We start from the raw sequence: 13,707 nt of genomic DNA, 5'->3' as shown, positions 1-13,707 counted from the left end.
ATGGTGGACAGAAGCGACGTCGAGGCGGCCGCGGCCCTTGTCGAGGGGCGGGTCCGGAAAACCCCGGTCATCGCCGTCGACGGCGCCGATCTGGGTGTGCCCGGGCAGCTCAGCCTCAAGTTGGAGCTGCACCAGCACACCGGCTCGTTCAAGCCGCGTGGCGCGTTCAACCGGATGCTCCAGGGGTCGTTGCCCTCGGCCGGGGTGATCGCCGCGTCGGGTGGCAACCATGGCCTCGCCGTCGCGTACGCGGCCCGATCGCTTGGCGTGCCGGCGGAGGTCTTCGTGCCGGTCACCGCCTCGCCGGTGAAGGTGCAGCGGTTGGCCGGGTTGGGAGCGCAGGTGCGCCAGGTGGGCCAGCACTACGCCGAGGCGTTGGCGGCGAGCACCCAGCGGGCCGGGGAGACCGGCGCGCTGGTAGTGCACGCGTACGACCAGCCGGAGGTGGTGGCCGGTCAGGGCACCGTCGGCCGGGAGTTGGAGCGGCAGGTGGACGGGATCGACACCGTGCTGGTGGCGGTCGGCGGCGGCGGGTTGGTGTCCGGCATCGCCAGTTGGTTCGGCGGGTCGGTACGCGTCGTCGCCGTCGAGCCCGAGCAGATCCCGACCCTGAACTCGGCCCTCAGAGCGGGCCGGCCGGTCGACATCGAAGTGGGCGGCATCGCCACGGATTCGCTGGGTGCCCGTCGCATCGGCGAGATCGCCTTCGACACCGCCCGCCGGACCGGGGTGGTCTCCGTGCTGGTCCGTGACGAGGACCTGGTGCGGGCGCGTCGGCTGCTCTGGTCGGAGCTGCGGGTCGCCGCCGAGTTGGGCGGTGCTGCCGCGCTGGCCGCGCTGGCCGGCGGCGCGTACGTGCCGCAGCCCGAAGAGCGGGTGGCAGTGATCATCTGTGGTGGCAACACCGACCCGAGTGACCTGGGCCCGGCCGCGCCGCACTGACCGGTCAGCCGCCGTTGCGCAGGCGGCGCAGCGCGTGCTCCACCTGCAGGGTGTCCAGGTGGGCGTCCCCGAGCAGTCGCCGGCGGTCAGCCAGCAGCTGCTCGTACGCCTCGATCGCCGGGTCGAGCCGCCCGTCGAGCAGGAGCACCGCGGCCAGGGTGGCCCGAATGGCGAGCACTTCGCTGCGGTCGGCGTGCCGGGGCTCCACGGTGGCCAGGGTGGCCCGCAGCTCGGCCTCTGCCTCGGCGAGCCGGCCCTGCTCCTGCATGCAGCGGGCCAGCGTGTGACGGGCCTGCCAGGTCTCCGGTTGGTTGAGCGGCCAGGTCCGGTATCGGACCTCCAGGATGGCGTGCAGCATCACCTCGGCCTCGGGTGCCCGTTGTTGGGCGAGCACCGCCAGCGCCAGGCTGTGCCGCACGATCATGGTGTCCCAGTGCTCTGGGCCGCGGACCTGGTCCTCCGCGGCGACGATCTGCCGCAGCTCCAACTCGGCCTCCGGCCACTGGCGCTGCGCCATGATCGCCTTGGTGAGCTTGTGTCGGCTGGCCAGGGTGTCGGCGTCGTCACTGCCCAGCACCCTGGTGCGGTCCGCGATCACCTCACGGAGCACCCGGTCGGCCATTTCCGGCTGGTTGCGCTCCAGCCAGGTGCGGCCCAGTTCGTGGCGCAGCGCCAGCACCTGCGGCCGGTCCAGGTCGTGGTCGTACGCGGCGCAGCCGCGCACGATCGGGTCCAGGATGTCGAAGGCCGAGCCGGGTAGGCCGATCGCGATGAGGTAGCGGGCGGTGAGTCGGGCCAGCTCCAGCGCGCGGCGTACCGTTTCGGGGTCGTGCTTGTGTCTCTGCGGCACCAGGTATTCGCGTACCGCCTCGACCAGGTGCGGCACCAGCACGTCCCAGTTGGCCCAGGCCGCCGAGTCGTCCGGGCTCTGGCCCTCGGTGGCGGCGAGCAGCAGCTTCATGACCAGACCGTGGTATTCGGCGATCTGCTCACGGACCTCGTCCCGGTCGCGGAACATCGCGTGCACCAGTGGGTGCAGCGACAACACGTGCGCGAACGCCGGGTCGGTGACCTCCTCCTGGACGTCGAAGTCGACCAGGGCGAGGTCGCCGATGCCCTCCAGCACCCGCACCCGCTGCCGGGCGGTGAGCCCCGTGAAGAGTGGCGACCCGGCCAGGATGGCCGGCTTGAGCACCACTTCGTAGGGCACCGGGGAGACGCTCAGGCAGGCCAGCACGTTGAGTAGCGGCCGGCTCTGTTGGAGCTGTCGGCGGGCCAGCAGGTCCAGTGAGATGTCGTCGACCTCGCGGACGATCTCCAGGCCGAGTGACTCGTCGAGGTCGACGTCGGCGGCGTCGCGCGGTGAGCGGAAGCGACGCTGCACGGCGGCCCGGTAGTCGGCGAAGGTGGTGATGGTGGACGAGCCGCGCCAGACCGGGCTGGCGTTGACCGACCGCAGGTAGTTGCCGGCGGCGCGCAGGGCGAGTGGCAACCCGCCCAATTCCCGTGCGAGCTCCCGGGCGTCGGTCAGGTCACCGGCCTGCTCGCCAGCCCGGTCGATCAGCACCTGCGCGCCGGCGTCGGCGTCGAGCGGGCGCACCTGGTGCAGCGTCGACCAGGTGCCCCAGGTGGCCCGGTTGCCATCCCGGGTGGTCACGATGACCATGCCGTCGTCGGCCTCCGGTCGACGCAGCCAACCGGTGCCGTCGGCGAGCACCCCGTCGGTGGGGCCCAGCGTGGCAGGCTCGTCCGCACTGTCGAAGATCAGCAACCAGGGCTGCGCGGTCTGGTTGAGATAGCGCCACACCAGGTCGGTCGCGCTGATCATCCCGGCCCAGGCCTGGTCGACCTGGGTCTCCGAGGCACCGAGTTGGCTGACCACCTCACGCATTCCGGAGTTGAGCCGCCCCGCCTGCACCCACCAGACGGTCCGGCCGCCAGCCCGGGCGCGGCGGGCGATCTCCAGGGCGACGTGGCTCTTGCCGGACCCGCCCATGCCGCACAGGATGTGCACCGAGGGGCGATCCCCAGCGTCTTCCCCCGGCTGCACGATCTCGTCGATCAGGTCGTCGCGCCCGTGCAGCGGGCTGTCCAACCGCCCGAGCGGTGGGTCGACCGAGACGCGACTCGGCCGGTCGTACGCTGGCCGGGGCACGCGGGCATCCTCGGGTGGAACGTCCGCAGTCAATGCGGTCCCCCTTCGGTGGCGACGTTGCAGTGGGCTGGCGGCGGAAGGTCCTGTCCATCTGGTGGACAGTCGGCGGGGATTGTCACCGGCACCACGTCAACCGCAAGGGTATCCATCCCCGTACTGGGTTGCACACTCTCCGTTTAGGCCGCCCGGGTGACCGGAATCGGTGCCGGAATTCCCAATTCGCGGTCGAATCCGGCCGATCCGCCGTGCTTGACGCTCGACAAGAGCCTCCACGATGGACTTATGAACCTCTCGCCAATCCAGGACATGGTCGACTGGGGTTCCGTACCGGACTGGTTCGGCGCGGTCGGCTCCATCGCCAGCGTGCTCTTCGTCTACCTCGGGTTGCGGCGGGAGATCCGCGCCCGTCGCACCGATGACATGCGGGTCCGGGCCACCCAGGCTCGCCTGGTCTCGGCGGTGGCCGAGATTCGGGGCACCTCGGTGCTGCGGGTCACCGTGGCCAACGAGAGTGACGCGCCGGTGCTGGACGTGGCGGTGCTGGCTCGGCTCGTCCCGCCCGACGATCCGGACAGCCAACCGGTCGGGCTGGCCGCGGCGAAACAGGTCGGCCGGGTGCCGGGCCGCGACGCTCACGATCTCTTTGTCACCGTCGCGGCAGAGCACCGGTTACGCCCGATCGACACCATTCTGGTGGAGCTCACCTCACCGATCACGACGGAAATCGCTGGCGGCGTATCGGCGCCGGCCAACCCGAACCGGTGAGCTGACGAAATATGGCACCGGCCGGATCCGAATCGACGGAGGCATTTTCAGTCGCTACGAATAGCCGGTGGTCCGGCGGGCGAGTCGCTCCGCCGGACCAGCGTGCTTCCCGTCAGATGGGATAGGTGCGGGCGACCGCCAGCATTTCCGACGTGTGTGACCCGACGACGCCGACGGCCGGCGGCCGGGGACGGAACCCGGGCACCCCGTCCAGCCCGTCACTGGCGTCCATCACCCGCAGAGTGACCGGGCCGTCACCCAGCATCGGATACATGGTCAGGGCGATTTCGACCCCCTCCGCTGGTGGCGCGTGGAACACCACGCCGAAGCCCCAGGGGTTCTGAGTCGCCGTCCGGGCAACGTCGAACTGTCGTCCGTTCACCGTGGCCGACGTCACCGCCGTCGGTCCGTTCACATGCAGCGTGAGCAGGCGGACCGGACGCTGCGGCAGGACACGCACCCGCACCAGCCGTTCATCACCGGATCGGGTGTCGGAGAGCACCTCCACCTCAGGCGCGGGCAGGTCCGCCGCCGGGGCCGGACCGCCGTGCAGCTCGGCATCGCCCAGGCCGGGGAAGTCCTCGACAGTGGTCACCCCGTCCACGTAGCCATCCGTCCACGGCTGCGGGTCACTCTCGTGGCTGAGCCACCGGGCCTGGCCGGTGCCAGCGTCCAGGGCGTACATCAGGTGGGTGGGCGCGGGGTGGGCGGCGTCGAACCGGTCGACGGCCAGCCCGACCCCGGCGAGCACCACCGCCGCCACGGCGGCTGCTGCGGCCGGCAGCACGCCGAGCCGTCGGGCCCGCAGCGCCCGCAGGCCACGCTGGCCGCCGGCCTGCGGGTGCAGCAGGTCGACCACCGGCAGGGCGGTCAGGCCGAGCAGCACCGCGACCAGTGCGGCCACCCCGCCCATCGCCATCCCCAGCGCGGGGAAGAGCAGCACCACGGTGGGCAGCAGGATGACCACGCCGACGGCCGCGGCGGCGGTCACCGCGACCACCGGCCACGGCCCGGTCTGCCGGGTCCGCAGCGCGACCAGCCCGCCGAGCGCGCCGGCCAGCGCCGGCAGGGTGGTGAGGTACGCCCCGCCGGGCACCGCCACGGCCAGCAGCACCCCGAGCAGCGCCAGCCAGGCCAGCCCGCCGACAGCGAGTGCCGCCGGGCCGATCCGGCGGCGGGTCAGCGCGTACCAGCTGAACAGGATGGCGGCGGCGAGCGCCATCACGGCCAACCGGAACCAGATCGGACGGTACGGGTCGAGCAGTTCCGCGTACCCCGGCCGGATTGTGGTGATCGCCAGCCAGAGCAGTTGGGCGGCGACCGGCGCGGCCACGATCGGCACCAGGGCGAGCCCGAAGCCGGCGGCCAGCCGGCCGGTGCTGACCCGGCCCTGCCGACGGGTCAGCCAGCCCAGGGCGGCCACCGCGGCCACGGCGAGCAGGGCCAGCGGCAGGGTGAGCCAGCCCGGGTAGCGGACCAGCCCGCCGGGGACCGGGAAGTAGGTGGCATCGTGCCCGGAGCGGAGGTCGGTCAGGTCGGTACGGCCGAACTCCCGGGCCAGGCCCAGCGCGTTGTCCCCGTGCTGCTGGAGGCTGCCCTGGTCCATCGACGCCGGAGTGTCCAACGGTGTGTGATAGATCGCCCCGCCGTCGATGTACGCCGAGTTCAGCCCGACGAACTTCTGGTCCAGAAACGCGGTGAAGTCGGTGTCGTTGGGCAGCGCGCGGTAGATCTCCACCGCGAACGAGGTGCCGACCGGGTGCGGGGCGGCGCGGCCGAAGACGTCCACCAGCTTCGCGTTGTTCTTCGACGTCTCGAACATGATCACCGGCCCGGTGGAGCCCCGCGCCTCCAGGTTGAGCACCACGCCGCCGTCGGCTGCCAGGGGATGGCTGGCGGCGAACGCGGACGCGCCGCAGAGGCACGCCTCCTCGGCATCGGTCAGTACGAAGATGATGTCGTTGCGGGGCCGGGGGCCGGTGGTCAGCGCGCGGGCCACCTCCAGGATGGCCGACGTGCCCGCCGCGTCGTCGTTGCCGCCCGGCCCGGTCTGCACCGAGTCGTAGTGGGCGACCAGGAAGACCCGGCCCGTCGAATCGGTGCCGGGCAACCGGGCCACCACGTTGCGTACCCGGGCCAGGGTCGCCCCGCCCGCCGCCCCGCTGAGCTGGCCGGCCTCCCGTGCCACCGTGTCCTGCACCTCGGTCTCCAGGCCCAGCCCGCGCAACTGCTGCTCGATGTGCGCGCGGACCTGATCGTTGGCCGGACTGCCGGCGACGTGCGACCGCGCCGCGATCACCTGGACGTCCTCGTACGCCCGGCCGGCGCTGAACTCACCCGCCGCCGCGTCCGTCGGCTTCGGTGCCGGGACGCGCAGGTCGAGCAGACTGCCGGCGCCGACGGCGGCCAGCGCGACCAGGGCCGCGGCGGCGGCCACGAGTCGCCGGCGAGGCCGGGTCAGCGCGCGGTCGGCAGGTCGTACGCCTGGACTCGGACGGGCCGACGTGCCGGTGGCCCGGGTGGTGGGTGCGCCCACGGAAACTCCTCGGGGGGTGGTGGGGCCTGGGGTGGCACCATCCTGCCCGTCAACGGTCCCGGATGGGATGGCTGGTACGCCTGCATCGACCGCCGCCCGGTTCGTCATTCGCAGGGCAGTGCTGCCGCCCATCCCCGCCCGCGCCGAGAGCGTCGTGTTGTGTGCGACCGTTGTCTAATACAGGATCAGCAGGGCACTCGGAAGGAGCCCGACATCACCAGCGAACTCCCGCGTCTCGCGGCGGTGACCCGGCCGCACCGGGGGGCCGGCCTGGCCGGTTCCTCAGTTGTGCCGTACCCGCACGGCGGCCTGGCGCGGCACGCCAACCTGCCGCCAGGCGAGCGGTTGCGGGTGCTGCTGGTGGAGGACGACGAGGGCGACGCCTTCCTGGTCGGTGAGCTGCTCGCCGAGACGAACTCGATGATCGAGCTGTTGGTGGCCACCAGCCTCAGCGAGGCGCGGCAGCGGATCACCGGTGTCGACTGCGTCCTGCTCGACCTGGGCCTGCCCGACGCGCAGGGGCTGGACGGGCTGCGCCAGGTGCTGGAGATGTCCAGCGGCGCCGCGGTCTGTGTGTTGACCGGCCGCTCGGACGAGCACCTGGGCATCATGGCGGTCGCCGAGGGCGCACAGGACTACCTGGTCAAGGGCCAGGTAGACGGGGTGCTGCTGACCCGGGCGCTGCGCTACGCCGTGGAGCGCAAGCGCGCCGACGAGAACGCCCGCCGACTGCGCGAGGTCGAGCTGCGCCAGGCCGAATCGGCCCGACTCGAACGTGGCCTGCTGCCCCAGCCGCTGATGACGACCGACCAGGTGGCGGTGCACACCTTCTACCGACCCGGCCGGCACGCCGCGCTGATCGGCGGGGACTTCTACGACGTGGTGCAGACCCGGCCGGACCGTCTCGACCTGATCGTCGGCGACGTCTGCGGGCACGGGGTGGACGAGGCCGCGCTCGGTGTCGAGCTACGGGTGGCCTGGCGGGCCCTGGTGCTCGCCGGAGTGCCGGACGACGAGGTGCTGCCCGCGCTGGAGCAGGTGCTGATGAGTGAGCGCCGCCTTCAGGAGATCTTCGCGACGGTGGCCACCACCAGACTGGACCTGGACGCCAACCGGGCCACCGTCCGCCTGGCCGGGCACCCGCCGCCGCTCCTGCTCTCCGGCGGCCGGGTGGCCCCGGTGCCCGCGCCCGGCGGCCGGCTGCTGGGCGTACGACCTCGCCGGCCGATCGCCTACGACCTGGAGTTCGACACCGATGACTGGTCCCTGCTGATGTACACCGACGGCCTGATCGAGGGGCGGGTGGATGCCGGCGACGAACGGCTCGACGTGCCGGGCCTCAGTGGGCTACTGGACGAGCCGGCCAGCCGTGCGGTGTCGCTGCCCGAGTTGCCGGCCTGGCTGGTGGGCCAGGCCGAGCGGCTCAACGGCGGCCCACTCGCCGACGACGTGGCCATGCTGCTGGTCAGCCGGGGTGGTGGCCGGTGAAGCCGGTGATCGGCGGCTGGAGTCTGCGCCGTCGGGTCATCACCCTGCTCACCGTCGTGGGCCTGTTGTTGATCGCCCTGGCCAGCGCGGAAGCGGCGATGGCCGCCCGCAACCGCACCCAGATCGACGCGGTTTTGAACGAGACCGGCCCGCTGCGGGTCCAGTCGCAGGAGTTGCTCAACGCGCTGCTCGACCAGGAGACGGCAATCCGCGGGTTCGCGGTCAGCGGCAACCTGGCCGACCTGAGGCCCTATCAGGAGGGGCTCGACCAGGAAAAGAGCGTCATCGCCGCGATGCGGACGCTGCTCGACGACTACCCGCAGATCGGCCAGGAGCTGAGGGTTGTCGAGGAGACCACCGCGCAGTGGCGGCAGACGGTGGCGGAGCCGGTGATCGCCACCACCGAGCAGAGCGGCACCAGAGCGGGCCAGGCGCTGATCACCGAACAGGCCCGGCAGCAGTTCGACAACGTGCGCTCGGCGGTGAGCGACCTCCAGGAGGAGATCCTGGCCGCCCGGGAGCAGGCCGCCACCAACGTACGTACCAGCAGCAACGTGCTGGTCGTCCTGTTGATCGTCGCCGCGCTGGTGGTGGCCGCCACGGGTGCGCTGCTGCTGCTCTCCCTGGACCGGATGGTCATCCGGCCCCTGATCGGGCTGGCCGACCAGGTCCGCGAGGTCGCCGAGGGTGACTACCAGCACGGCATCGCCACCAGCGGCCCGCCGGAGTTCATCCGGCTCGGCGAGGACGTGGACGCGATGCGCCAGAAGATCGCCGCCGACCTGGCCGAGGTGCGGGCTGCACGCGAGCGCATCGAGTGGGTCAACAGCCAGCTCCAGAAGCAGGCTGAGGAGCTGACCCGGTCCAACCGCGACCTGGAGCAGTTCGCGTACGTGGCCTCGCACGATCTGCAGGAGCCGCTGCGCAAGGTGGCCAGCTTCTGCCAGCTGCTCCAGCGTCGCTACGCCGGGCAGCTCGACGAGCGGGCCGACCAGTACATCGCCTTCGCGGTGGACGGCGCGCAACGGATGCAGCGTCTGATCAACGACCTGCTCGCGTTCTCCCGGATCGGCCGGCTCACCACCGGCTTCGTCGAGGTCGACCTTAACAAGGTGATGAGCGACGTGGCCGGCCAGACCGAGGCCGCCCGGCAGTACGCGGATGCCGAGCTGACCTGGTCCGACCTGCCGGTGATCTCGGGTGAGGAACCGCTGCTCACCAACCTGCTGGCCAACCTGGTCAGCAACTCGGTCAAGTTCCGCCGCCCGGATGTGCCCTCGAAGGTGCACATTTCGGCCCGGTTGGTGGGTGCCGAGTGGGAGATCAGCTGCCAGGACAACGGCATCGGGATCGAGCCGGAGTTCGCTGACAAGATCTTTGTGATCTTCCAGCGATTGCACTCGAAGGACGCGTACCCGGGCACCGGCATCGGGTTGGCCATCGTCAAGAAGATCGTCGAATATCACGGCGGCCGGGTCTGGGTGGACACCGATGTGCCGGAGGGCACCGCGATCCGGTTCACCCTGCCGGCGCTGCCCCAGGACGTCGAGGCCGTTGCCGCTGCCGACTCGCCGGAGCCGCCGCCGGCTTTGGCCGCGGGCGACACGTCGCCCTCGAACGAGATGCCGGCAGCGCTGGCGGAGCAGTCCGGAGGGTCGGACCGGCCGGACCAGGCCGGCGAGTCGTTGGAAAGCGGTAGAACGGGTGAGATGAGGGAGACGGTGGGATGACCGCGCCGGCGGATGGCAAGTGCCCGATCGAGGTCCTGCTCGTGGAGGACGACCCGGGTGATGTCTTGATGACCCAGGAGGCGTTCGAGGAGCACAAGCTGCGCAACCGGCTGGCCGTTGTCTCCGATGGCGCAGAGGCGCTCGCCTACCTGCGGCGGGAGGGCCAGTACGCCGACGCGGTGACGCCCGACCTGATCCTGCTCGACCTCAACCTGCCCCGCCGCGACGGCCGGGAGGTGCTGGAAGAGATTAAAAAGGACGAGGAGCTGCGTCGGATCCCGGTTGTGGTGCTCACCACCTCGCAGGCCGACGAGGACATCCTGCGCAGCTACCAGTTGCACGCCAACGCCTACGTGACCAAGCCGGTGGACTTCGAGCGCTTCATTGCCGTGGTCCGTCAGATCGACGAGTTCTTCGTCAGCGTGGTCAAGCTGCCGCCGCGTGGCTGACACCCTGCTCGACGACGTTGGCGACCTGCTCCGGGAGGCCGCCGACCAGGTTGTGCTGCCCCTGTTCCGCAAGCTCGACGACGCCGACGTGTCGGAGAAGGCCCACGGCGAGGTGGTCACCGTCGCCGACCGCCGGGCCGAGGAGTTGCTCTCGGCGGGGCTGCGCCGACTGCGGCCGGGCTCGATGGTGGTCGGCGAGGAGGGCGTCGCCGACGATCCGAGCCTGCTTCGGCACCTGAACGACAGCGGGGACGTCTGGCTGGTCGACCCGGTCGACGGCACCGCCAACTTCGCCGCGGGTCGCCGACCGTTCGCTTTGATGGTGGCGCTGCTGACCGACGGGCGGCCGACCGCCGGCTGGATCCTCGACCCGCTGGCCGAGACCCTGGCCACCGGTCGGGCCGAGAACGGCACCCTGCTCAACGGCCGGCCGGTGGACAGCACCGCCCCGGTGCCGCCGCTCGGCGAGCTGCGCGGCGCGGCGATGACCCGGTTCCTGCCGCCCGAGACCGGGGACCGGGTCCGCGCCGGCGGCCGGCGGCTCGGTGAGCTGCTGCCCGGCCAGCACTGCGCCGGCCGGGAGTATCTGGACATCCTCACCGGCGAGCAGCAGTTCGCTCTCTTCTGGCGCACCCTGCCGTGGGACCACGCCCCGGGCACTCTGCTGGTCCGCGCGGCCGGCGGCGTCGCCCGTCGGTTCGACGGCGTCGACTACCACCCCGCCGACGACGGCAGTGGTCTGCTCGTCGCGGCCAACGAGCAGGTCTGGGCCGAGGTGCGCGACGCCCTCCTCACCCCCTGATCCGCGCACTGCGCGACGGTGTTGGGACGCTCCGTCGACATCGAGGCAGCCCGGGGGTCAGGGGACTGGTCACCGGCGCGCAGTCCGGTATCGTGACCGGCGGTCTCTGCCAGCAGGCCGCCGACCGGCGCCGGCGGGGACGCCGCCGTGCAGTGGTTCACCGGGGGCCGGCGGTCGACGGAAGGACGCTTTCGTGCCCAGGACCACGCGCAGCCCGCGGCTCGGTCACCGCTGCCTGCTCGCTCTGCTCGCCGCCGTCGCGCTGGTGCTCGGCGGCACCGCCGTGCCCGCCTACGCGGAGCCCGGCGAGGGTGGCAGCAAGAAGCTGCAGGACGCGTTGGAGTTGACCGCCAGGGGTCACATCGAGGCCAAGGCCAAACTGGACAACTCCAAGCGTCGGCAGACGGCACTGACCGGCGAGTTGACGGCCGTCGAGGGTCGGCTGGTCGGGCTCAGCGCCCAGGTCGGTGAGGTGGCCGCGCAGTCGTACCGCGTCGGCCGGCTCAGCCCGGCGTCGATGTTGCTCAACACCGCCACGCCGCAGGCGTTCCTGCAACGCGCCAGCGACCTCGACATGATGGCCCAGCGGGACAGCAAGCGGCTGCGTGATCTCGTCGAGGCCCAGCAGCAGGCGCAGCAGGCCAAGGTCGCCATTGACTCCGAGGTCCGCGAGCAGCAGAAGCAGCTCGCCGTGATGGCGAAGAAGAAGAAGGAGGCCGAGGCGGCTCTCGCCGAGGTCAGCTCGGGCAGCAGCAACGGTTTCAGCGGCGGCAACTCCACCTCGGCGAAGCCGGCGCCGCGCAACTCGGACGGGTCCTGGCCGTCGGAATCCTGCTCGGTGAAGGACCCGACCACCTCCGGCTGCATCACCCCGCGCACCCTCAACGCGCTGAAGCAGACCCAGGCGGCCGGCTACAAGCGGCACGTCTCCTGCAAGCGTGAGGGCGGGGGCGGCGAGCACCCGAAGGGTCGCGCCTGTGACTTCTCGGCCGCCACCAACGGCTTCGAGGACCGCAACGCGACCGGCGGCGACAAGGCGTACGGGGACAGTCTGGCCGCCTGGCACGTGCGCAACGCCGACCGCCTGGGCGTGCTCTACGTGATCTGGTACCGGCAGATCTGGCATCCCGGCACCGGATGGCGCTCGTACAGCGGCAGCGGCAGTCCCGCCGCCAGCCACACGAACCATGTTCATCTCTCGATGTACTGACCCGGAGCAGCAGTTTCGCTGCGTACCATCGCGACGATGAGCTCCCCACCGTCCGACGTAGCGGCCCGACAGGCCTCGGCCGCGCCCGTGCCGATCACCGGCCGGGCGCTGCCCAACGGCCTGGCCGCCTTCCTGGTCTTCTTCTCCAGCGGCGCCGTGCTGGTGCTGGAGACCGTCGCGCTGCGCCTGGTCGGCCCCTACGTCGGGGTGACCCTCCAGGTGACCAGCTCGGTGATCGGCATCGCGCTGGCCGCGATCGCGTACGGGGCGTGGTCCGGTGGCTGGCTGGCCGACCGGCGTAACCCGCGTGGCCTGCTGGCACCGGCGCTGGTGCTGGCCGGCATCGCCACCGCGGTCACCCTGCCCGTCGTCCGGTACGCCGGTGAGGTGCTGCGCGGCGGCGCGGCCAGCGCCATCCTGCTGCTCGTCGCGTTGGCCGTGTTCGTGCCGGCCGCGCTGCTCGCCGCGGTCACCCCGCTGGTCGTGAAGCTCCAACTCGCCGACCTGCGCCGCACCGGTCAGGTCGTCGGCCGGCTGTCCGGCATCGGCACCCTGGGCGGCATCACCGCCACCCTGCTCACCGGGTTCGTGCTGGTCGCCGCCCTGCGCAGCACGGTGATCCTGTTGGCACTGGCGGTGGCGCTCGGGCTGGTCGGCATCGGCCTCGGCTGGTATCTGCGCCGGCAGGCGCCCACCGAGCTGCCCGGTCCGGCCCGGACCCGGGCCGCGCTGGCCGTGCTCGGCCTGGTCGGGGCGGGGCTGACCACCGTGGCACCGAACCCGTGCGACATCGAGACGGCGTACCACTGCGCCCGGGTCACGTCGGACCCGGACCGGCCCACCGGACGGACGCTGCTGCTCAACTCGGCCCAGCACTCGTACGTGGATCTCGCCGACCCGAAGCACCTGGAATACGCGTACACGAAGTGGATCGGAGCGGTCGCCGACGTCGCCGCGCCGACCGGTGAGCGGCTGGACGCGCTGCACCTGGGTGGCGGCGGGTTCACCGTGCCGGGCTACCTGACCGCCACCCGGCCGGGCACCGACAACGTGGTGTTCGAGATCGACGGTGGGCTGGTCGAGCTGGGCGAGCGCGAGTTGGGCGTACGCCCAGGCCCGGAGCTGCGGCCGGTGGTGGGCGACGCCCGGATGCTGGTGGCCGGCGAGCCGACGGACAGCCGCGACCTGGTGGTCGGCGACGCGTTCGGTCACCTGGTCGTGCCCTGGCACCTGGCCACCCGGGAGATGGCCGCCGAGGTTCGACGGGTGACCCGCCCCGGCGGTGTGTACGTGCAGAACGTCATCGACTACCCGCCGCTGCGGTTCATCCGCGCCGAGCTGGCCACGGTGGCCGCCGAGTTCGGGCACGTCGCGTTGATCGCGCCGCCGGAGGCGCTCGCCGAGGAGCGGGGTTCCAACTTCCTCATCGTCGGTTCCGACGCGCCGCTGCCGCTGGACGCCGTCCGGGCCCGGTTGGGCGAGGTGGACCCGAAGGTCAGCCTGCTGTCCGGCGCGGCGCTGACGGACTTCGTCGGCGGGGCCATGGTGTTGACCGACGACTACGCCCCGGTGGACCAACTGCTCGCCACCGCCTGAACGGGTGACAGCCCTGACCGATTCCGACACTCCA

General features: G+C 71.8%; 10 protein-coding genes. 8 read left to right on the top strand and 2 right to left on the bottom strand.

The window, feature by feature from the left end; translation table 11 throughout:
• Positions 1–942 (top strand): threonine/serine dehydratase, encoded by a 942-nt coding sequence (locus tag OG811_RS07600; RefSeq protein ID WP_406072957.1) that lies wholly within the window; start codon positions 1–3, stop codon positions 940–942.
• Positions 943–946: 4 nt separating this feature from the next.
• Here OG811_RS07600 and OG811_RS07595 read toward each other — a convergent pair whose 3' ends face one another.
• Positions 947–3,097, bottom strand: coding sequence for a tetratricopeptide repeat protein (locus tag OG811_RS07595; RefSeq protein WP_406072956.1), 2,151 nt, complete (start codon positions 3,095–3,097; stop codon positions 947–949).
• Between the two features lie 282 nt (positions 3,098–3,379).
• Between OG811_RS07595 and OG811_RS07590 the strand changes: the two genes are divergently transcribed.
• Entirely contained in the window at positions 3,380–3,862 is a 483-nt protein-coding gene (locus OG811_RS07590; protein ID WP_406072955.1) for a hypothetical protein, read from the top strand.
• Between the two features lie 112 nt (positions 3,863–3,974).
• On the opposite strand, the gene OG811_RS07585 is transcribed toward OG811_RS07590, so the two are convergent.
• Positions 3,975–6,398 (bottom strand): M28 family peptidase, encoded by a 2,424-nt coding sequence (locus OG811_RS07585; protein WP_406072954.1) that lies wholly within the window; start codon positions 6,396–6,398, stop codon positions 3,975–3,977.
• A 243-nt stretch (positions 6,399–6,641) separates the two neighbouring features.
• On the opposite strand from OG811_RS07585, the gene OG811_RS07580 reads away from it, so the two are divergent.
• The 6 genes from OG811_RS07580 (at position 6,642) to OG811_RS07555 (ending at position 13,673) form a co-directional block, all read left to right on the top strand.
• Entirely contained in the window at positions 6,642–7,886 is a 1,245-nt protein-coding gene (locus tag OG811_RS07580) for a PP2C family protein-serine/threonine phosphatase (protein ID WP_406072953.1), read from the top strand.
• Positions 7,883–9,616 (top strand): ATP-binding protein, encoded by a 1,734-nt coding sequence (locus tag OG811_RS07575; RefSeq protein ID WP_406072952.1) that lies wholly within the window; start codon positions 7,883–7,885, stop codon positions 9,614–9,616. The genes OG811_RS07580 and OG811_RS07575 overlap by 4 nt, the downstream gene beginning before the upstream one ends.
• Positions 9,613–10,065: a response regulator gene (locus OG811_RS07570; protein WP_406072951.1), complete on the top strand. Its 453-nt coding sequence runs from the start codon at positions 9,613–9,615 to the stop codon at positions 10,063–10,065. The genes OG811_RS07575 and OG811_RS07570 overlap by 4 nt, the downstream gene beginning before the upstream one ends.
• Positions 10,058–10,867 (top strand): inositol monophosphatase family protein, encoded by an 810-nt coding sequence (locus OG811_RS07565; protein ID WP_406072950.1) that lies wholly within the window; start codon positions 10,058–10,060, stop codon positions 10,865–10,867. The genes OG811_RS07570 and OG811_RS07565 overlap by 8 nt, the downstream gene beginning before the upstream one ends.
• A gap of 193 nt (positions 10,868–11,060) precedes the next feature.
• Positions 11,061–12,077 (top strand): coiled-coil domain-containing protein, encoded by a 1,017-nt coding sequence (locus OG811_RS07560; protein WP_406072949.1) that lies wholly within the window; start codon positions 11,061–11,063, stop codon positions 12,075–12,077.
• Between the two features lie 36 nt (positions 12,078–12,113).
• Complete coding sequence (locus OG811_RS07555) at positions 12,114–13,673, top strand: fused MFS/spermidine synthase (RefSeq protein WP_406072948.1); 1,560 nt, start codon at positions 12,114–12,116, stop codon at positions 13,671–13,673.
• Positions 13,674–13,707: the final 34 nt, after the last annotated feature.

This window comes from Micromonospora sp. NBC_01638, assembly GCF_045209745.1.
In the GTDB taxonomy this organism is placed as follows: domain Bacteria; phylum Actinomycetota; class Actinomycetes; order Mycobacteriales; family Micromonosporaceae; genus Micromonospora.
Note: the sequence above shows the minus strand (reverse complement) of the source record. Positions and strands in the feature narration are given on the sequence as shown.

Coding starts and splice junctions, on each gene's coding strand:
- OG811_RS07555 (WP_406072948.1), top strand. CDS start 12,114: ATGAGCTCCCCACCGTCCGACGTAGCGGCCCGACAGGCCTCGGCCGCG.
- OG811_RS07570 (WP_406072951.1), top strand. CDS start 9,613: ATGACCGCGCCGGCGGATGGCAAGTGCCCGATCGAGGTCCTGCTCGTG.
- OG811_RS07590 (WP_406072955.1), top strand. CDS start 3,380: ATGAACCTCTCGCCAATCCAGGACATGGTCGACTGGGGTTCCGTACCG.
- OG811_RS07600 (WP_406072957.1), top strand. CDS start 1: ATGGTGGACAGAAGCGACGTCGAGGCGGCCGCGGCCCTTGTCGAGGGG.